We start from the raw sequence: 20,571 nt of genomic DNA, 5'->3' as shown, positions 1-20,571 counted from the left end.
ATGTCGAACTCCGTCCCCGTCGCCTCGAACCTGCTCGAATCGAAGTTCATGGGATTCTCGGTACGGCGCCTCGTCGAGTCGATGGCGATCCCTCTCGCCCCCTGTGCGATTCTCCATACAATTGGATTCCCGCTTCTCATCACCTTCCCATTGTTCCTGGGTGGGATCGCTATCGGGGGAACAGTGTTCCTGAAGACGCCGTCGGGTCAGCGTCCACTGTCCTGGACGATGGCGGTGCTTCGTCACAAGACCAGCACAAACGTCTATACCTGGCAGCATCCGGGGATATCCCATCCCGACCGGTCGTCGAATGCGACCCGTGACGACTGGATAACGCGGGACGTCCCGCCACATGTCTCCCCGCTGGAGGAGGCCACAGCCGCTGTCGAGCACGAGCTGACGCCTCTTCCGGCAAGAGGTGTTCCGATCGCCGAGACAACAGCTGGTGTGACTGCTGACAAGGAAGGTGGATCGGATGTTCAGTAATTCAGCGGGCAGTGGGGCCCGATCTAGCGGTGGGCAGTCGACGCTCGATCTCTTGAACTTCGAAAACGTGCGTAATCAGGGTATCATCGAGACGCCCACATCGTACACGATGTTGGTCGAGGTGGAACCACGCGAGTGGTTGACCCTCTCAGAACAACGTCGATCGAATCTCTACGTAGCCTATCTCACCTACCTGCGTGGATTGTCGTTTCCAACCCAGGTATTCACGATCACGACGTCCTTCGACGCACAGCAGTATTACGACCAATTCGTCGGAAACGTACATAATGTACATAATGCAGATAATCACGACGTGGACGAGACAGAGTCGCCCGCTCAAAGCGTATCTCCTACCCGCTCTGAATCCGGAGAAGGCAGTATAGGGGGTGATGGCGAGGAGGCAGCAGCAGATGGAGGCATCAGTGCCACTGTCGATTCCGTCGATGATTCTCCACTCCTCGAGTATGGCCGCTACGCACATGCAGAGTGGCTCGATCAAACGCTCAGACTGGGGGAGGTTCGTGACCGGCGTTTTCTCGTCGCGGTTGGAGTGACGAAAGGCGAAGAGGAACCGGGGAATGGTGGCCGGTTCGACGGTATTCGCGAGATGCTCCCCGGAGGGGGTCCTCCGCGAGAGGTCCCGAACGAAGATCCGTATCTCGACGAAGTCTGGGCACGTGCTCACCGGGTCGCTGCTCAACTGCCCCGAACAGAGGTCGCGACGGATGTTCTCGCCTCTCGGAGCAAGGTACTGGATGTCCTGTACCACTACTACCGCGGACACGAATCCCCGATTTCGTTCGACCATTCGGTATTCACAAAGCCGGACGAATCGACGCTGACTGATCCATTAACACACGAACCACTCGATCTTGAGAGCGCCTTCGAGCAGGCCGATCGTCGCGATGAGCTAACCGATGAGCAACCGGCTGTCCGCCCGAAGATCCAGGAGGATCCGTTCGACGGTAGGGTTGCTCCCGAATTCGTTCCTCGGGTCAGTGGGAGTCGGTTACTGCAGTGGTACGCTCAACATATCGCTCCGATCGGGAACGGTCCGCGATACACCACCCCGCTCTCGGTCTATGGGGGCGCACTGATGTTCCTGCTCGGAATTCTTCTCGGAGCCGGTGCGTTTCTCGCCTTCACTGCCAGCGGGGCTCCACAGGTCACGACAGCAGGTTCTGGGGACTCCTTGCTCCTTCGAGAGGGCTCGTTCATTCTGGTCGCGAGCGCGGTACCAGTCTTCTTCCTGAGCCTCGTCGTACTCTTGCCGTCGTCTCGAGTTGTCCAAGCGGTTGGCGGCATCGGGAGTGCCGTGTCCGGCGCGGCGATCTATCTCTTTCAGGAGGCCTACCCGGCGGCGTGGGACGTCTCGGACATGGCTCGAACCACAACTGTGCTGGAGATCTACGGCGTTGGGATACTCGTCCTCATCGTTGCTGTTGCTCTCTCCCTCCGTCATCGGCGGTCGGCCCTTTCGAGTCTCCCTTCAGCGACGCAGAGTGCCGTCACAGATGGCGGGGCTTCGGCCATCGTCCAGTCGGAGCCATCGGCACGAGAATCGGCGGACGAGACCGACACAGAGGACCTCGACCGAGAGGCCTGACACCGCCACAGATATCGTCACAATTAGATCACAGACATGCTAGAAAAACTCACCGGCGCATTCAGTAACGAGACGTCCGATCACGAAGCCGAGCGGCGGCCGATCGACGAACTAACTGGCGAAGAGACACGCCATGCCATCGACTATCTGAATCTCCTCGACAAGGAGACCACCACGGAGAATATCGAGTGGGCGGCCTACCAGATGAAGGCCGAAGACGTCAAGCTGGCCACTCCAGGGGAGACCCTCGAGGAACGCGGAGAGCAGGACAAGCGCATCGTCGCTCCCCGCGTCGTCGAGGATTATCCGAAGTTCCAGGTCCGCGACGACAAGGTCTCGACTATCCTCACTGTGACGTCGCTTCCGCGGAAGGTTAGCCTCGGCTGGCTCGTCCCACTCACGCTCGCGGATGTGAATCTCCGACTCTCGCTGCACATCAAGCCGAGAGAAGGCAAGGCCGCCCGTCGACAGCTCCAGAAGCGCTACACGCAGGCGGTCACGTCGATGGCGCTGAAACAGAAGCGAGGTCGGACTGATACCTACGAAGATCAGCTCGATCGCGAGGACCTCGAACGGATTCTCCAGAACGTCATCAAGGGGACGACGAAACTGTACGACGTCTCGATCTACATCGAGCTGGTCGCCGACTCCCGCGAACGACTGGACGACATGCTGGACCGTGTCGAAGCAATCCTCGCCGAGCAGGACGTCGATACTGCCGCAATCAAGCACCAACAACTGGATGCAAACGGCTCGGTCGCTCCCTTGTGTACCGACACGATCGGGAACGCCCATCCGATCCAGCTCGAGGCCCTGGGAACGTTCTTCAATCTGGTCGAGCCGTCCATCTACGATCCCGAGGGAGTGCTGTTCGGCTTCGACGACACCAAGCGGCCGGTTATCCTGAACCGCTATGCCCTGTCGGGTCACTCGATGGCAATCTCGGGGAAGACTGGATCGGGGAAGTCCTACTTTCGGAAGCTGGAGATCTACCGTCGACTCCTTGCGGACCCGAACGTCCAGTGTATTCTCTTCGACCCAGCCGGTGACGACTACCCCAATTTCGCGACATCCCTCGGTGGCGAGGTGATCCGGTTCGGCGGGAAGCACACGGTTAACCCGCTGGACATCTCGCCTCCGGCGGAAGCCGAGTTCGAGGGAGGTGACGACACATACGCGCTGACGATTCGGTCGGTCATCGAGATGCTCCATACGCACTTCGAGCAGCGTGATGGGATGTCCGGTGGCGAAGAAGGCGTGCTCATCCAAGCAGCACACTACGCGTATCTCTCACGGGGAATCATCCTCGGACAGTACGATACGTATTCCCGCCAGTCGCCGATTTTCGATGACCTGATTCGCGGGGTGAACGTCATCGCCATCGGCGGTCTCGAACGAGCTGCTGAAGAGGGAATCATCGATCAGAACGAGGTCGATCACTTCCGGCGGCTCGGTGTCCTCTCACACGACGTCCACGACATTCCAGACGACCACGTCCCGCCAGAAGGGGTGCCGATTTCGGATACGCTCGTCGCTCCCTCCGATCACCACCGTGAGCTCGCGATCAATCTCCAGCCGAAGTTCGAGTCGTTCAAGCCAGGCGGCGTGAACGCCAATCTGAACGGGCAGACCAACCTCGATCTTTCTTCGAGGGTCGTCGTGATGGACATGAGTTCCTTCGCGGACACCGGCGAGATGCCCTTGATTTTGCACGCAATGTTGTCCTGGGCCTATCTCGAGGCCAAGCAATCACCGTTCAAGGTCGATGTCACATTCGACGAAGCACACTACCTCCTGGGCCGACCGGCTGCCCGCGATTTGATCAACCTCTTCATTCGACACGCTCGCCACTACGAGGCCGGACTGACGCTGATGTCCCAGACAGCACACGAGTTCGTTCGCACGCCCGAGCGGCGAGAGGTCTACGAGAACTGCGACGTGAAGTGCCTGTTCTACGCTGAGTCAGTGTCCGACGAGACGCAGAAATACTACAATCTCTCGACGGACGAGATTCGGTTCATCCAAACGGCCGCCAGGGGACAGGACTCCGACTACTCCGAGTGTCTGCTCGCGACCAGCGTCCACGGTCGTCGTCGACTGGAGGTTCGTAGCGGCCCATTCGAACACCACGTCCTCGATGATTCACTCGACCCGTGGGACTGGCTCATCGATATCGAAGGCACGGATGCCGCGTCCAATATCGGTGGCGGACAGGAGACGTCCGAGGAGCCCGGAGAGAGTATGGAACTCACGGATCTTCCATCGGTGATGGGCCGCGACATGGACCTGGAGATGTCGATGAAGATGGGTGAGGACAGCCTCGGTTCGAACGGAATCGAGACCCAAACGCCGGCGACCAAGGCTGCAGCTGATACCGGGACGAACGGCGGGGCGTCGAACCCAGAGAGGCCCGATTCGGAGGAGCGGTGAATGCCCCTCGGACTCGACGAGCTGATCGGGGCTCTCCCTGATGCCATCGCCTGGGCGATTGCTCAGGTAATCAAGGCGGTGAGCGGAGAGGTCATCTCCCAGATCATCGACTACGGGTTCGGTCCCCTACTCGAGATCTCCAATCCGATGGGGAATGCTGATGCGCTTGCGGCCTGGGACCAGACCGCCGGGATCGCGATTGCGCTCCTCCCCCTCATGGTCGCTGGGAGTCTTATCGCGATGCCGTTCAGCGATGATCGGGATTCCTCCCTCTGGGGGCTTGTTCTTCGTGGCGTCGGGATCCTATTCTTCATCGCCATCTCGAAACCCCTGTGGGGGTTCGCGATCGACGCGACCAACGCAGTCACCGTCGAGCTCCTCCCTGCGTCGTTCAAATTGACGTTCGCGAACGATCTCCTCGATGGCTGGGGGACGCTACTCGGGATTTTCCTTTACCCGATCATGGCGGTCATGATGTTTTCCGCGTTCATTCTCTCGGAGATTCTGCTCGTCCTCCGGTGGTTCCTCGTCTGGGTCGTGTTCATCGGGAGCCCGCTCTTTGCGGTACTCTGGTACCCGAACAAGGGCCCACTCAGATCCGTGAGTAAGTTCGCGGCAGTCTTCCTCCGAATGGGAGTCTACGCCCTGCTGGCCGGTCCAGTCATCGCGATCGTACTCAAGGTATTCTCCGTCATCATGACTGGTGGTGTCATCACCGGTCAGGGCGGTGTGGCAGGCACCATCCACGAACTCGGAGTCTCGATTGTCCTCGTTCTGTTAATGCCACTGGTCCTGTTCGTAGTCGTTTACAAGGTGATCTCGTGGGCGGGGCAGCCGATGGGCGTCGGTGACGCCTTCGGGATGGCAATCGCTGCGACCGTAGCGGCCGTTGGTGCGGCCACCGTTATTGGTGGCGGGGTCGCCGCCGGAGGTGCTGGTGCGGCTGCTGGCGGCGCCGGTGCTGCTGGAGGCGGGAGTGCTGGTGGCGGAGCTGTCGCCGGAGGTGCTGGTGGTTCGTCAGGAGCTGCTGGAGCCTCGGCCGGAAGTGCGGGTGGGGGAGCGATCGATCCATCTGCAGCTACCGACAACTCCACTATTGGAAGTGGACTGCGTCAGAGTCTCGGGGACACACTCTCCACGAACCTCGATGAAAGCCAGGCGGAGGCCGATGCTCCCTCGCCTAGAGAGCGCATCGGTACGTGGGCGAAATCTAAGAAGCCAGAGCCGTTCGGAGGTCGTGTTACCGACGGAATCAACGACGGATTACGCGGTTTCAGTGGATGGGCCAAACAGGTGGGGACGAAAGGAGGTCGCTTTGCCACCGGATCATCGGTAGTCGACACTATGCGGTCCCGAGAAGCTGGCTATGCAGAACAAGCGGCGACTCACCAAGCGAACGCAGGATTCCTCAATAAGGCTCGTGAAACTGGCGAGATCGATATACAAGAAGCCGCAAACAGAGGACTGGTCAACCCTGGCGCTGAACCAAATCAAAATATATCCACTGTCCCCGTGGAAAAGGTAGGCGAAACCAGCGGGGGGCAAGGAGTCTACGCAGCGAATTACGAGGCAGTAGATGGAAGGCAAGAAACCCTCGATGTCACGGGAACGCACGATACCGAAATTGAGCGTGCAAGTGTAGCTGCCGCGACATCTGACACATGGGCTCGACGTACGAGCGATGCAAGAACGGCTGGTCGAGGAATTAAACGAGTGGCGAGGACGACCGGAACGACAGGTAGAACTGGAGGAAAAGTAGTAGTAGCCAGTGGGAAAATCGGTGCGGCAGCCATGCTCGGTGGAGCCACGCGGAGTCCTTACCTAAGCCATCGTATTGGGAGGTCCATCGGAGGGTCCGCTCCGACATCGCGAGCCAAGAATGTTCTTATTGGTTCTAACGTCGAGAGTCCAACCCAATCCCCTGATGATCATGCGGATGATTCTACTGGTCCTTCTTCAGCAGTTGCTATCGAATCTGAAAGGGTAACAGATCATGCACTGAGTAAAGACCATAACGTTGAATCGGATGCACAATCGCAGGACGTCGATGAATCGGGCGTCTTCTAAATGGAATGTATCTCGCCACTACGGACCTCTACTCGGAGTTGATGTCCATCACGTGTCGTCTACCCCCTTCCCTCAATACCTCACTTTCCTGGGCGAGAGTTTATATTATAGAATAACTGATGGACACAAAGAGAACGCCCGTGGGAAAGTCACAAATCAAGGATCCCTGCATCAGCGTTCAAATCGCATCCATAAATCACTCCAGAGGTCTTTGACATCGGTGCCCGCCCCCGTTCGGGCCATCGATGTGAGAACCCGACGCCGATTTCACTGCTTGCCCAGTCAATCACGATCGTAGAAAACATCACGTGACCCATTCCAAGAACCATGACAACCCCAATCGCGTTCGCTGCCGCCCTCACTGTCATCCTTGCCGGTGATGGCGTGATATTCCTTCTTGACCGAGCGTTGGGATCACTTAGCCGCGCTAAAGACGAGTACAGAAATAAGTCAGTACTACGTGCTGAATCTCCTCTCGGTCTCTGGGGATCCCTTGTTTTTGTTTTTATACTAGTCGGAATAGTCTACTCGTTTACTCAAATCGCACTTCCGTTCTTGGATATCCCACTCACACCATGGAACTTCCTCATAATAGGAGGGTCCTCTTTCATTCTGGGAGCGATATTCGGAGTTGCCCGTGAAGCAGATATTCCTCCCCCTCTCCTGTCAACGATTATCTTGTTCAGCTTGATTACTACCGTTTATTCTATTGTTCGTTGGCTATTTTCAGAAGTCGTGACGCTGCCGGCAGGAACCTCTCAAGCCGGTATTTTCCTAATTGGTCTCCTTTCTGCCGTCATTACTGTTAGCTTGATCATAGATGAGGCAACTGTATCTTCATTACAAGGCACAGGAGATAAGACCAAACAGGAAACCGATAATTCTGAACATCTCGCTCACACGGATTCTGGCACCGAACGGCAAGGAAATTCACGAGTATCATCCGGAGGGAAAAGTAGAACCACCTCTCATTCAAATCAGAGCGATACCGGGGTCGATTCAGGCCCCCGTCGTGAGCAGTTCACCAATTCCGACTACGATTGGGGATACTCCTTAATCCGATTCGATGACATTGGCGGATACTACGACGTGAAGCAGACCCTCGTTGAGGACATCATTGAACCGCTACGAGCTGCAGAACGTGGCGACGATCGCTTCGATCGCTTCGGTATCCAGCCCGAGAGAGGAATTCTCCTCTATGGTCCACCCGGAACGGGGAAGACGCTGTTTGCGCGCGCGCTCGCTGGCGAGCTGAATATCCCATTCGTGGAGTTGAGCCCCTCAGACGTCACGAGCAAATGGATCAATGAAGGACCAGATCGAATCAAACAGCTCTTCGACGAGGCGTCGAGAATTGGCCCCAGTGTTATTTTCATCGACGAAGCCGAGCACCTGTTCGGTGCGCGAGCGACGGATAGTCGAAACACACACGCCGAAGACCGAAAGGTCACCACCGAGTTTCTGGTCCATCTGACTCGCGACGACCGCGAAGCCATCGTTGTCGCTGCGACGAACCGACCGGGTGATATCGACCCAGCAATTCTCCGTCCTGGTCGATTGACTGCACACTACGAGATCGGCCTGCCGGACTCGGAAGCACGACACGCCATACTCCAGTCGAAACTAAGGGGGGTTCCTTCGGAGGTGTCTGGTGATCAGCTCGCTGAATTGGCCGACCACACCCGAGGGTTCACGGGAGCGGACTTGGAGAATCTCGTCGACGACGCGAAGCGATCGGCTGCAAAACGAGATGGTGACGCCGTCACGATTGACGACTTCCCCTCGTTCACAGAACTGGATAGAAGGGTCGCTGACATCGAACGAGCTTACGAGAGCTCCGCGCTACCAGATCCCGATGATCCCTCCGAAATGACACCACCCACCGATGACACAGATACAGATGATGACTCGGCAGTAGGCTATCAGTGATTGGGAATTCCCCCGGGAGAGGCTGACTGAAGCGTGTTTACACTTCGATGAAGGGGAGTATTACTCGGTACACTTTAGTTACCCCACAAATTGATATGCTCTGGCGATCGTGGGGTAACTATGGGTGAAGAGTTTCCAGAGAAACCACCCGCACCGGATCTACCGAAGTATCTTCGCGAGCCACTTGAGAAGCAATCACCAGAACGGCTCGAGACAGTAGCGACGTACGCAAATGAGCTCGCAGAGTGGAAGCGACGACAGCGTCAACAAGAACTCGAAGATCGGCGAGCCGAGGAAGAAGTCGATGAAGAAGAACTCGAGGAGCTGGAAGAGCGCGGAATCTCGACTGATCCAGCAGATTATGAAGACGTCCCAGCGAGCGGAGCGTACATCACGATCAAGACGACCAAACAGACCGCTGAGAAATCGTACAGGTACCTCTATTGGCAGTGGCGTGAAGGTGATTCCTGGAAGAACGAGTATATTGCTCCAGTAAATCCGAAGGGATAGTCAATGCGTTCAGCTCAGGGCTTTGCTTGTGGTCGCAGCCGGAATTCACACATCGATAGAGGACTCTCGGACGAGATTTTGCTTCCCTACCGAATCATAATTGCTGCATGCCACATTGGTGGATCGCGACCCCCCGTTATCGTGCTGTAAGACCCCCCGTTGTCGAGTTGTAACGGCACCCCTGATACCGCGGTGATTGAACACCCCCCGTTATCGAGTTGTAAGGGCCCCCCATTATCGAGTTGTAACGCGAAACCGTAACTGGAACAGGAGACCGTTAGTCGAAGTCCGAGAGTTGAGCATTTACGACGCTACGCAGCATGTTTTCATCGATATCTCCGATCCTGCTGTCCTCAGCTATCGTGTTGAGGAGGTCTTCAGGATCCTCATCGAGAGAGAAGAACATATGGACACCCCGTCCTCGACCCCGTCCGCGTCTTTCGTAATCGAGGACCCCGTATGTTTTCTGCTCGGTGACCTTGTTAACATAGGTCTCACGACTGTAGTGATCTGCACCAATCGACTCAGCGATGAACCGGTAGACGTTGTATCCAACGCCAGCCGGGACCTTTCCAGGTGGATTCTTCGCAAAGTGCTGAACCGCTGCTGTGGCGTATAATGCTAATTTTTTCTGTGTAGCGAGGCCGTTGACGTGACGCAGGGTTCGGTTCTCGTCGTATTTTTCCTGGGCCGTTCGAACGTGCTCCTCGGTGACGACATCATCCCCGTTTCGCTCGGCGATCTCCCCAGACCACCGGAAGAGATCGATGGCTTTTCTAGCATCACCATGAGTTTGCGATCCGAATGCGGCTACGAGCGGAATAACATCCGACTCGAGTGCTCCTTCTTTGAAGGCGTCGCGACGGTTTCGGAGTATTGCTTGGAGTTGATTCGCGTCGTAGTCGTCGAAAAAGATATCATCGGGGTTGAACGAGCTCTCGGCTCGGCTGCTAAGATCTTCCAGGAAGTGAGTATAGTTCGTGAGAGCCGTCACAGAGACGCTCCCCTCTATGTTTCCCAGAGTTTCTGCTCGCGAGAGTTGATACAGAAGAGATGAGAAGGCGTTGTCGTCATACGGGCCCACGAGAAGGTCGATCTCGTCGAGGATGAAGATAACCGAGTCGTAGTATTCGTTGATCATGTCGAATAAGCGCTCGAATTTTAGGTCGGTCGAGACGCCGGTCTGTGGCACGCCAACTTCGACACCGACATCGTCAGCAACGCTCTTTACGAGCCGATAGACGGCCTGATCAAGCGAACTCGGTCGCTCACAATTTAGACTGATGACACCGAATCGCTGGTCTTGCCCCTCGCAGAGGTCGACGATCTGTTTACAGACCGAATTTATGATCAGAGACTTCCCAGTGCCGGACGGTCCATTGAGAAGCATATTTGGGAGACCGGCTCCCTGCAAGGCGGGACGAAGATTATCGATTACCCGCTCTAGTTGGTCGTCTCGACCAACAATCCGGTCCTCGTCAATGATCGTCTCGGGGCGGACCAGGTCCTTTTCAGCGAACACGCTACTGGTCGATTGCGATTGGAGTCGCTCGCGAATAGAGATCTGTCCTTCAGAAGATGTAGTGGACGAGACCGCGCCGCCGTTAGACGATAATTCATTGCCTGTTGTATCGTTATCACTAGCAGAATTGGGATCCGGGTCACTCACGGAGTCATCCGAGTCGGCAAGTGTTTCTTGGGTTGTCTGGCTATCAGGTTCTTGCGCGTCCGGGATATCCTCGGGTTCTCCCCCGGTCGGGTCGGACGAGTGACCGTCGTGCTCCATTGGGGGAGACGTACACGCCCGGATATAAAAAAGTGAACCATCGATGGGATGTAACTCCCAGATATCCCCAGACACGAGTATTAGAACGGTTGAATCCCGGTTTACCTGCCCAACCTTCATCGTGATCTAACCGGCGAACGCACCCCCCGTTATCGAGTTGTAACGTCCCGCTGTCTGCGAATTTGTACCACGGAGTGGAGACCCCCCTTTGTCGAGTTGTAAGAGATCTCGATCTCAAGCAGGCCACACTTCTTTGATCGAGCTCACCGAATAGTATCGATTCTATTCGAGCATTTGTCGTGGTAATGGCATCACGCGAGATTTAGTCGATGTCCTGATCGCCCGTTTGAGTAATCGACCAGGAGACGCAAGAATCCATGTCCGGGAATAGACTGCTAATATCCCGCACGAGAGAGTAGATTGAGAGAGTAGAGAAGAGGACCACGGAGAGATTAGGTGCAAAAGATCAAGGACAGCTCCGAAACACGAGGGGGTACTCCCTCCCCCCTTTGTCGAGTTGTAAACGTCGAGAGGTGGACCCACCCGAGATACCATGAGACGCCTCGAAAACGGAGAAACGGGCGATATCGACGTCTTGACGCCCCAGAACTCGAGGATTAACATCAATATACTATAAAGCAAATCTTTATTACCTAGCTGTTTGAACTGACTCCGTAATAGGTCGAATCAATAAAAGATATCTAGCCTTGGCTAGATAATCGACGCGCTGTCTTCGTTGTTGTTTGTTGGTTCAAACTCTTGAGTATCTCCCCGCCTCAGCGTCCCTCTCGTTGCTTTCCGCGAGAAATGCAATTGCTGCCACCTTCTCAAGGACCTCACGCCCCGGTCTCTTACAACTCGACAAAGGGGGGTGGGGGTTGGCATCACCGAGACATTCTCTCGATCGTCTTGACTCCGCTCTCTCTGTTGGGAAAGAGATGCTATCGACAAGAGTTACCCCACACTCTCCGACTGTCTTCCTCTACGTGGGGGTAACTAACGAATCATAGCTCTCCTTCCGTGAACTACCCGGAAACTCGGAAATGACCCCCTGCCGTTTATACCATCGGCTCAAGCATTCGTACAGTAATTGATGATCGAGGATGCTCGGGTGCTTCGCGAAGGCTTCGTCCCGAGCGACGTCGTTCATCGAGATGCTGAAGTCAATGCCCTCTCCCACGTCCTTGAACCGGTCACAAACAACGATCCTGCTGAACCAGCTCTGATCACCGGGCCATCGGGGGCTGGGAAGACGACAATCACGAAGTTCGTTGTCAGCAGACTTCGCGAAAGCGTCCTCGACGTCGAGTCGGTCCACGTCAACTGCTGGCAGTCCTACTCGCGATTCAAAGCAATCTACCGCATCCTCGAGGGACTCGGTCGAACCGTGGACATTCATCGTCAGTCCACTCCACATGACGAACTCCTCGATCGACTCGCGGACTATGACGGGCCACCAGTGATCGTCACGCTCGACGAGGTCGATCAACTGGACGATGCACGGCTGGTGTACGACCTCTATCGGTTGGAGCCCTTCTCATTCGTCCTCATCACGAATGACGAGGAAGAGCTGCTTGCTGATATCGACGATCGCGTCCGATCCCGGATGCAAACCGCCGAGACGATTCACTTCGATCGCTACTCCATCGACGAACTCACTGACATCATCGCAGCCCGCGCCGAACACGGCCTCGTTCTCGACGCGATCACGACCGAACAGTTACGATGGATTGCCGACGCCGCGGCGGGTGACGCCCGTGTTGGACTGAGCATACTCCGGAGTGCAGCTCGTCGAGCCGATCGACAATCGACCGAGGTCATTACAGACGAGCACGTTCGCGAAGCGATCCCTGCTGCCCGCCGAGAGGTTCGCTCGAAAAATCTCGAATCACTCCGCCCCGAGCAACGTCTCGTCTTCCAGATCCTCCACGAGGAAGAAGAGCTGGCACCACGAGATCTCTACGACAAGTACGCCGACCAGGTCGACGATCCCCGAACGAAGCGAACCGTCCGGTCGTGGCTTCAGAAGCTCGCAAAATATAATCTTGTAGAGGCGGCTGGGCGCGGACCCAACCGGGTGTACCGTGTCCGAGACGGATTCGTTGACGCCGAATGATTCGTACTCAAGGAGACGAAGGTGGAGGCTTTGAAGTTACCCCACGCCGTCCGATTCAGTGTCCCCTATGTGGGGTAACTCCAAATCGGAAACTATCTCGTTTCTACATTTCCGGAAACCATTCGGAAGTGACGGTTGAATTGGCCTGGCTCAACTGCTCAAGGCTACTGGCAGCGAATTCTCTTGCCTATCGGAAACCCGGAACCGCCACGCCATCGGTTATCTGGTCGTGGTATATCAAATGATGGTGATGTCATCACAAATGGAATCGGAGCCTCCTGACGAGGGGCTGAGCGAGACTCAGCGGTCGCACGAGCAGGTATCGACGTTGCGTGGCGATCGTCGGTGGCCAGGTGCCAGTCGAGAGGACCTCCTGGGACAACGAGCTCATCAACGATCGACTGGCGAAATTGAGGGATCGGTCGTGACGGCCGGGGATGGTGAGGTGTCCATCCCCGAGCTCCCGACCCTCGAGGACGACGTCTACCTCTTGGAGCCCGATGTAACTGGCGGGCGGCGACGTCGGAAGGCTGTGATCAGTTCGCTACACGCGCTCTCGCTCGACACCGCACTTTCTGCTGGTGGGGACGTCGTCTGGATCGACGCACAGGGCCATGCGACCACCCATACCCTGGCCAGCATCGCGCCGTCCGAACGAGCCCTGGAGAGGGTTCACGTCGCCCGGGCGTTCACGACGCATCAGCATCACACGCTCGTCGAACAGATCCATCGATGGTTTCGTGGAGCAGTTGAGGGTCCATTCGGTTCGCCATCAACCGATCGGCCCGCTGTCTTGGTCTGTCCGGCGCTTGATTCGCTCTACCGTGCTGGAGCGTTGAACGAATCGGCCTCGAGGGAACTTCTCGTTCGAGCCCTGGCTGTCCTCGCGGCCGCCGCTCGCGACCAGAATCTTCCGGTACTCGTGACCCGAACTCGGAACGACGACTATGCGGCGCCGATCGAGCAAGCATCGATCACGATCTCGCTCGAACAGACGAAATTCGGGCCACGCTTTGAGTGTGACGCGCTGGAGTTCGAGACGCTGGTGTATCCTGTTGATGAGGGAATCGTCCAGACGACGTTCGCGTTCTGGCGGGAGATTCTCGGGACTCGACATCCCGAGGTCGCGAGCACCAGTGGAACCGAGACGAAGCCGACGCCGGCGACGACGGTCGTCCCCGGCCAGGGAGGCTGGTAAGTAATGGGACGAACGAATCCGACCTTCCGAGACATACTCCGAGCGATCGAGGACCGCTGGCAACCGTTTCGACGAGCGCTCCGATACGAAGATCAGGAACGGTTCGACCGGTTGCTCACTCACGCCCGCAACCACGCCGATGCGGCCGGGCACCTGAACCACCAGTCTCCGGTCATCCCAGTGCTGGTCGCGATCGCACTCGCACAGGAGCGGCGACTCGACGAGCTGGAGACACAGATCGAAGAAGCAGAGGAGACCGAGCGCGATATCCCGACGACGAGGCGTCGGTGAGAGGGAGGATGCCGTTCGCCATTGATTCTTTCGGTGATGGCGCACCGCTTGCGTGGTCGTTGACTGGAACTGTGGATAACCCAGGCTGGACGGTCACTCGCGACGCTAGCTACCGCCCAGCGCTGTACGCGGTGACTGCTACCGGGATGGAGGCGAGTGTGCCCGACGTGGAGCAGTGCGTCGATGAGCTTCTGGATTTCCGTGCAGACCTAGACAAACACCTTGCGGTCTCGGAGCTGTGCATCGAGCGGTGGCGACCCGGATTTCGATTCGCAGAGCAACCAGTACTCCGAATCGAGGTGGATCGGATAGGAGCGGTCCGCGAGGTGGGTCGATTCATCGAGCGGTGGGGGCCACCCGGACGGGTTCCCTACCGGGCGTTCGACGTGGACTTCTCGCCGGAGTTTCGCTACTGTCTCGACCGAAATGTTTCGCCGAAACCCGGTCGTCCTCCGACAGTCCTCTCTCTCGGTCTCTCGCGACGGGCGGCCGCTGATGAGGCTCTGAGTGGGCTGCAGATCGCGTCTGAGGTGGTCGCCCCGTCAAGAACAGACACGTCGATGGACCCGGAGATAGAGCCGGCTGGTTCGACAGCTCGGGCCACTCTCATGACCCTGCGTGATCGGCTCGTCGACGAGGATCCCGATGTCCTCATGGTCGAACGCGGCGACATCATTCCGCTCGTTGCTGAGGCAGCCCGCGAGTACGATATCGAACTCAGTCTCCAGCGCGTTCCTGCCGATGGCTCTCGTGATGATATCCCCGTGTATCAGCAACTGGCAGGGGCATCGACGTTCGAGTCGTACGGACAGGTCCGGCACTCTCCGGCGCGATACAACGTCCCGGGACGGGTGGTGATCGATCGTCAGAACACGTTCTTCTTGAAGGAGACGAACCTCGCCGGATGTCTCGACTTGGTCGAACGGTCCCGGAAGCCACTCCAGGAGCTGGCGTGGGCGTCGATCGGGAACGTACTCACGGCGATCCAGATCCGCGAGGCACGGCGTCGTGGGGTGCTGGTGCAGTGGCGGGCGTGGCGCCCGGAGCGATTCAAGACCGCCGCGGACCTCCACGCCGCCGACCGCGGCGGGACGACGCTTTCGCCGGTCGTCGGTTTCCATGAGGACGTCCACGAACTTGACTTCGCGTCACTGTATCCGAACATCATCTGTAAATTCAATCTTTCACCGGAGACAGTCCGCTGTACGTGTCACGACCGGGCAGACGTGCCGGAGCTCGGATACGCGGTCTGTGACCAGGACGGATATCTACCGAAGGTCCTCCAGCCGATCATCGATGACCGAGCAGAGATCAAGGCACGACTGGTCGAGGACAGTGATGCCGAGGAATCCGGTCTTTCGACGGCCAAACGCGAGGCCCTTGAGGGCCAGTCGAGTGCGTTGAAGTGGATCCTCGTGAGTTGTTTCGGGTATCAGGGGTTCTCGAACGCGAAGTTCGGCCGGATCGAGGTCCACGAAGCGATCAACGCCTACGCTCGGGATATCCTGTTCACGGCGAAAGAGAGACTAGAGGCGGGCGGCTGGCAGGTGCTCCACGGCATCGTGGATTCGATCTGGGTGACACCTCGCGAACACGAGGCGGATCGGTCATCACTTCGGGATCTGGTCGAGGAGATCTCGGCTGAGGCCGGGATTTCACTCGAGTACGAGGGTGCGTTCGAGTGGGTGGCGTTCTGTCCGCGTCGGGACGGCGGTGCTGGGGCGCTCACCCGGTATTTTGGTCGTCGGTGTGGCCGTGAGCCGACCGGAGGTGAAACCGAGATACCAGCGTACAAGTACCGAGGCATCGAGTGTCGTCAGCGGTCGACGTGTGCATGGGTCGCAGCGGTTCAACGGGATTTGATTCGAACGCTCGATCGCCACCGCGACCCAGAAGCGGTGTGCGATAGACTCGCGGTTCGCCTCAGCGAGCTCCGGCGTGGAGCCGTGTCTCCGAAGGAGCTCGTGATCCGGACGCGGTCGTCGAAAGATGTCGAGGCATACTCTCACCGGACTCGGACTGTGGCAGCTCTCGAACGGGCTGTTGACCGCGGTCTGTCTTTGGCTCGCGGACAGGATATCCAGTACGTCGTTGTGGACGACGACAGAGATTCGCTGGAGCGGGTCCGCTTGGTCGACGAGATTGATGAGTCAACGTCCTACGACCCGTCGTTCTACCAGACGCGTGCCATCCGTGCAGCGGCAAGTGTTTTGTCGCCCCTCGACTGGGACAGCGAACAGATCGAACGGTATCTCAGCGACCGAGAGTCCGTCCCGCTGAGCGGTTTTCGGAGCTGACTGGCGGTTGCTCCGGAAGGTTACCCCACGAGTGAGGTCATTTGGCCAAATTTGTGGGGTAACTACCGACGTACGACCGAGTCGCTCGGCGGGACTTGAATGAGATTCCACCTGGATCACCGGTTTCGACGCCTCTCTGGAGAGGTTGATGAGTGTACCATCACCCTGGATCCGATGCTGGGGGAATCGGATCGCGCACGTTAGTGGATTACCTGAACGACGATGGTTGGGGGATTGATTGAGTCAATGATGAACTCGTCGGGCAGACGTTTATTTATTAGACTTCGAATCGAGCCTCGTGTACTGTAACGGGCAGTTCTTCAGATCGGGCCTGTATCCAGCAGGTCGAATACCTATAATGAGAGGTATGAGTGAAAATAAGACCTGACTCGACAGTCTCCCATCACTACCGCTCGTTTCCGAGATACATCTGTATCTTTTGGACAACCATCAAGTAGGCCTCGGTTAGAATATAAGAGCATGACAATCTCCGAACTCCTGACTCCTCGTGATGAAGTTCAGGAAGGCAGATTTCAGGGAGTTCTCCAAGCCCACAAGGTAGGTGGCTCAGAGGACCGACTGGAAAACGATCCTTCACGCCTGCTCTCCATGACTTACCCGTCGAACGCCTTGGAAACCGCGTTCGACCACGTCGACAACAAGCTCAGAGGACGGGACAGCCAGGGAGGAATAACGCTCACTGGGCCTTACGGAGCAGGTAAGTCCCACGGCCTACTGACCCTTTACCACCTCTTCAACAGTCCAGGTATCGGGCAGGAATGGCTTGACGAGTGGGAGATTCCTCTCGATGTTCCGAAGTCTGCAGAGGCGACTATCCTTTCTACCAGCGAGACGGATGCGGATCACATCTGGGAACCAATTTTCGAGGATCTGGGCCGCAAAGATATCTCGGAAGACGTCAAGCGATACGTCACCACCGAGCACATCGAAGATCTCTGCGGCGATAAGCCGGTGGCCATCTTCTTCGACGAAATCGAAACTTGGTGGGAATCCTTCAGCGACTCCGAAGACGAGGAACTGGTAGAACGCAACGAGTTCTTCATACAGAACCTGCTGGAGGTAGCGAACGACCCCGACGAAGATCTGTTCGTTTTTATCACTCTTTTGGACAAGAGTGACGACTTCAAACGAATCCTCAACCGGACGAATCCCTACGCTGTCGACCTAAACGCCACAGGCGACAGAGAACGGATTATTCTCCACCGTCTTTTCCAGACCCGACGAAAGGACCTAGACGAAAACAAGGTTCGAGATATCGTCGAGAACTACGTTGAGAACTACAATTATCCTGTCAAGATCGAGGAGGAGAAACGATATGAGAACCGGATGGTTGAGACCTACCCGTTCCATCCTGAGCTGCTAGATCTACTCGACAATCTGTATGAAGGCGGGAAGGAACGGCAGAACGTCCGTGGGGCGATGAACGTCCTCGCTGACACGGTCCGCAGGCTGTACCAAGAGACAGACCTCATCATCACCAGCGACATCAAAGCAGCTGCGTTCCGAGGGATCAACCAGACACTGTTCAACCGGTACGTCTCCGACCTTGACGCTGTCGAGAAAATCGATTACGGGGAGGAGCTGCTGAAGACCATCCTGCTATACACTCTGGACGAGCGGTCTCAGATGGCTTCGGTCACTCAGTGCCTGCTGGGGACGTATAAACCAGGGGAAAACTCGGTGTCGAAGCTGGATATGTCGCTCCAGAACCTGTACGGTACCGCTCACTACCTAGACCGGGATGGCCAGAAAGACAATTACTACATCACAGAGGATCCGAAGCTCACCGCTCTCGTAACCCGGGAACAGGAACGGGTGTTAGATGGCGAAAGAGATGCTATTGAAGAGAAGCTGGCAGAAGTGGTACGGGACGATGTTTGGAGCGGAGACGTGGTAGTCTACCCTGAAGACGATGTCTCTGACTCAAGGGATATCTCGGTTGTTGTGATGCTGGATTACCTGTCGAACGGAGCTTTGGAGAAGAAGCTGAATGGTTTCTTTGAGGGCCGCACATACCAGAACACGGTTCTCTTCGTCACGCCGAATCAGAAGATCCGACAAGATGACGACCTGATCAGTAAGGCGGCTCGTGTGCTAGGTGCGGAGAACCTGAGAGGGAAAGTCGACGACGAGCAAGGTGAACTGGAGAAAATCATCCGGGACGAACGCCGAGAGCTCCGGAACGAGCTTGAGGACAACTACGGTAGCTGGGTCAAGTGGACTGACTCAGAAGGTGGTCTTCGGATGAGGAAGAAGTCCGTCAGCCCCAACGTAGAAGACGTGAAGAGCAAGGTAGGACGTGATAAGACCTACATCGGCGAGAAGATAGTCAAGGAGGTTCGAGATGCGGAGAACGGGGTTAACGTGGCCTCGATGCTCAACGACTTCAGACAGTTCCGCAGGATGCCGGTACTCTTGGAGGATAGTGCGTTTTACTCCGCTCTTGGCCAGCTATACCGAGATGCGAAGATTATCTTGGAGAGTGACCGAGCGAAGTTCTACGCAACTCAGAAGAGAGATCCGCTGCCAGATCTCGATGACGACCTGACTATTCACCACCCGAACAACCTGGATGAGTCGGTTTATACGGAAACGGAGCCAGAGCCGGACACAGGGACTAAGGGTTCGAGAGGGGTTGCGACCGGAAGCAGCATCGGTGCCGGAGATGGAACCACGACGACTGTCGAACGTACAGAGTCAGGGACGGGAGAGGAAGGAGAAGCCGTCAATAAACAGACCGAGATGAAGACGGTGCAGTTAGAGGGCAACAGCCCCCGTGTTCTCCGAAGTGTAGCTGAGTCTCGGGTCAACGGAGACACGGACACTGCCACACATATCGACCTCTCGTATGATTTAGAAGGGCTGTCAAAGGAGGAGCTTATCGAGTTCCTGGAGCATCTGCCAAGTGCGAACCACATCGACGCTCAGGTGGTGATCGAGAGTGAAATTCAAGACTGAGGTCCTCACCAACCTGGTCGACGCCGAGGATCCCGTTGACTCCGTCTGGGAGGCAGTCTGGAATATCTGGGCACCTGCAGGAGATGATATCGCCTCACACTATAGTCGGGAGCCACAACTGGTGAAGTATGAACGCCTGCTGCTCGATGTTTACGGTGAGTTCTATACTGAGATCTTGACGGACAGGTGTGTGAACCAGGCCTCCATGACCGTTCCTGAAGATGGAGCATTGGTTATGATGGATTCGATGAGCGTCCGAGAGGCCTCCCTCTTCGTACAGATCTTGGAGGACGAAGCCAGTGAGTTGTCGGTCGGTTACTCGTATTCCACCGTTCCTTCGGAGACGATACCTTACCGGAACCGAGTGGGGTACTCCGACCTGAAGAAGGAGTACAAAACTGCGAGCGTGCAGAGCCAAGAACCATCCCTGGACGGTGACGAACGGATCATTTGGTGCCGTTACCCTGACGCCCTCCTTGAGAATATTCAGGAAGGGAGAACCAAATTGTCCTCAATCGAGGAGATGTATGAGAAGTCAGAGACAGCACTCACCAACATCATCGACCAGCTAGATACGGACTCTCTGGTGATCACCTCGGACCACGGATACGCCCGGTTGGACTCCGGCCATACCTTCAAGATTTCAGATCGACAGAAAAACCGCCTACAAGCAACTTTCAGCGGAAGGTTCGAAAGCGTCGGAGAAGTCAACGCCGACGACCTCGTGGATGAGGGCCTTGTCGTTGAGGCAGATGGGTACTACATGCCTCTCGGAAGGTACACTTGGCCTGCTGGAGGGAAGTATTCGAATTTCCAGCATGGAGGCCTCAGCGTTTCCGAATGCGTTACACCCCGAATCAATGTCAGTCTCTAAAA

At 56.6% G+C, this 20,571-nt stretch carries 13 protein-coding genes; 12 read left to right on the top strand and 1 reads right to left on the bottom strand.

The features are described from left to right. The 6 genes from FZP69_RS21740 to FZP69_RS21715 all read left to right on the top strand — a co-directional run bounded on the left by FZP69_RS21740 (window position 1) and on the right by FZP69_RS21715 (window position 9,028). Entirely contained in the window at window positions 1-486 is a 486-nt protein-coding gene (locus tag FZP69_RS21740; RefSeq protein WP_152043521.1) for a hypothetical protein, read from the top strand. Continuing rightward, window positions 476-2,092, top strand: coding sequence for a DUF7139 domain-containing protein (locus FZP69_RS21735; protein ID WP_152043520.1), 1,617 nt, complete (start codon window positions 476-478; stop codon window positions 2,090-2,092). The genes FZP69_RS21740 and FZP69_RS21735 overlap by 11 nt, the downstream gene beginning before the upstream one ends. 36 nt (window positions 2,093-2,128) lie before the next feature. Beyond that, window positions 2,129-4,522 (top strand): VirB4 family type IV secretion system protein, encoded by a 2,394-nt coding sequence (locus FZP69_RS21730; protein ID WP_152043519.1) that lies wholly within the window; start codon window positions 2,129-2,131, stop codon window positions 4,520-4,522. Continuing rightward, complete coding sequence (locus FZP69_RS22840; protein ID WP_192918701.1) at window positions 4,523-6,589, top strand: hypothetical protein; 2,067 nt, start codon at window positions 4,523-4,525, stop codon at window positions 6,587-6,589. Window positions 6,590-6,916: 327 nt separating this feature from the next. Continuing rightward, complete coding sequence (locus FZP69_RS21720) at window positions 6,917-8,518, top strand: ATP-binding protein (protein WP_152043517.1); 1,602 nt, start codon at window positions 6,917-6,919, stop codon at window positions 8,516-8,518. Window positions 8,519-8,638: 120 nt separating this feature from the next. Next, the gene (locus FZP69_RS21715) at window positions 8,639-9,028 is read left to right on the top strand and encodes a hypothetical protein (protein WP_152043516.1); all 390 of its coding nucleotides are present in this window, start codon (window positions 8,639-8,641) and stop codon (window positions 9,026-9,028) included. Window positions 9,029-9,305: 277 nt separating this feature from the next. Here the strand turns inward: FZP69_RS21715 and FZP69_RS21710 are convergent, their stop codons facing one another. Beyond that, window positions 9,306-10,814, bottom strand: a complete 1,509-nt coding sequence (locus FZP69_RS21710; RefSeq protein ID WP_152043515.1) for an orc1/cdc6 family replication initiation protein — start codon at window positions 10,812-10,814, stop codon at window positions 9,306-9,308. 1,093 nt (window positions 10,815-11,907) lie between these two features. Here FZP69_RS21710 and FZP69_RS21705 point away from each other — a divergent pair. The 6 genes from FZP69_RS21705 (at window position 11,908) to FZP69_RS21680 (ending at window position 20,569) form a co-directional block, all read left to right on the top strand. Then, window positions 11,908-12,930 carry a Cdc6/Cdc18 family protein gene (locus tag FZP69_RS21705; RefSeq protein WP_152043514.1) on the top strand — a complete coding sequence of 341 codons (1,023 nt, stop codon included), beginning with the start codon at window positions 11,908-11,910 and terminating at the stop codon, window positions 12,928-12,930. Window positions 12,931-13,180: 250 nt separating this feature from the next. Next, entirely contained in the window at window positions 13,181-14,128 is a 948-nt protein-coding gene (locus FZP69_RS21700; protein ID WP_152043513.1) for a hypothetical protein, read from the top strand. Between the two features lie 3 nt (window positions 14,129-14,131). Further along, entirely contained in the window at window positions 14,132-14,419 is a 288-nt protein-coding gene (locus FZP69_RS21695; RefSeq protein WP_152043512.1) for a hypothetical protein, read from the top strand. 8 nt (window positions 14,420-14,427) lie between these two features. Continuing rightward, complete coding sequence (locus FZP69_RS21690; protein WP_152043511.1) at window positions 14,428-16,716, top strand: type B DNA-directed DNA polymerase; 2,289 nt, start codon at window positions 14,428-14,430, stop codon at window positions 16,714-16,716. Between the two features lie 480 nt (window positions 16,717-17,196). Next, on the top strand, window positions 17,197-19,695 hold the full coding sequence (locus FZP69_RS21685; protein ID WP_240137805.1) for a DUF499 domain-containing protein: 2,499 nt from the start codon (window positions 17,197-17,199) through the stop codon (window positions 19,693-19,695). Further along, window positions 19,679-20,569, top strand: coding sequence for an alkaline phosphatase (locus tag FZP69_RS21680; protein WP_152043510.1), 891 nt, complete (start codon window positions 19,679-19,681; stop codon window positions 20,567-20,569). Before FZP69_RS21685 ends, FZP69_RS21680 begins: the two co-directional genes overlap by 17 nt. Window positions 20,570-20,571 lie beyond the last annotated feature (2 nt).

This window comes from Salinigranum salinum (assembly GCF_009176545.1).
Taxonomy (GTDB): Archaea; Halobacteriota; Halobacteria; order Halobacteriales; family Haloferacaceae; genus Salinigranum; species Salinigranum salinum.
The sequence above is the reverse complement of the archived record's forward strand: the minus strand, read 5'-3'. Positions and strand labels throughout refer to the sequence as shown.

Bases quoted from the DNA above. Each gene is read 5' to 3' on its own strand.
- FZP69_RS21720 (WP_152043517.1), top strand. From the start codon at position 6,917: ATGACAACCCCAATCGCGTTCGCTGCCGCCCTCACTGTCATCCTTGCC.
- FZP69_RS21685 (WP_240137805.1), top strand. From the start codon at position 17,197: ATGACAATCTCCGAACTCCTGACTCCTCGTGATGAAGTTCAGGAAGGC.
- FZP69_RS21710 (WP_152043515.1), bottom strand. From the start codon at position 10,814: ATGGAGCACGACGGTCACTCGTCCGACCCGACCGGGGGAGAACCCGAG.
- FZP69_RS21700 (WP_152043513.1), top strand. From the start codon at position 13,181: ATGTCATCACAAATGGAATCGGAGCCTCCTGACGAGGGGCTGAGCGAG.
- FZP69_RS21690 (WP_152043511.1), top strand. From the start codon at position 14,428: ATGCCGTTCGCCATTGATTCTTTCGGTGATGGCGCACCGCTTGCGTGG.
- FZP69_RS21735 (WP_152043520.1), top strand. From the start codon at position 476: ATGTTCAGTAATTCAGCGGGCAGTGGGGCCCGATCTAGCGGTGGGCAG.
- FZP69_RS22840 (WP_192918701.1), top strand. From the start codon at position 4,523: ATGCCCCTCGGACTCGACGAGCTGATCGGGGCTCTCCCTGATGCCATC.
- FZP69_RS21695 (WP_152043512.1), top strand. From the start codon at position 14,132: ATGGGACGAACGAATCCGACCTTCCGAGACATACTCCGAGCGATCGAG.
- FZP69_RS21705 (WP_152043514.1), top strand. From the start codon at position 11,908: ATGATCGAGGATGCTCGGGTGCTTCGCGAAGGCTTCGTCCCGAGCGAC.
- FZP69_RS21730 (WP_152043519.1), top strand. From the start codon at position 2,129: ATGCTAGAAAAACTCACCGGCGCATTCAGTAACGAGACGTCCGATCAC.
- FZP69_RS21715 (WP_152043516.1), top strand. From the start codon at position 8,639: ATGGGTGAAGAGTTTCCAGAGAAACCACCCGCACCGGATCTACCGAAG.
- FZP69_RS21740 (WP_152043521.1), top strand. From the start codon at position 1: ATGTCGAACTCCGTCCCCGTCGCCTCGAACCTGCTCGAATCGAAGTTC.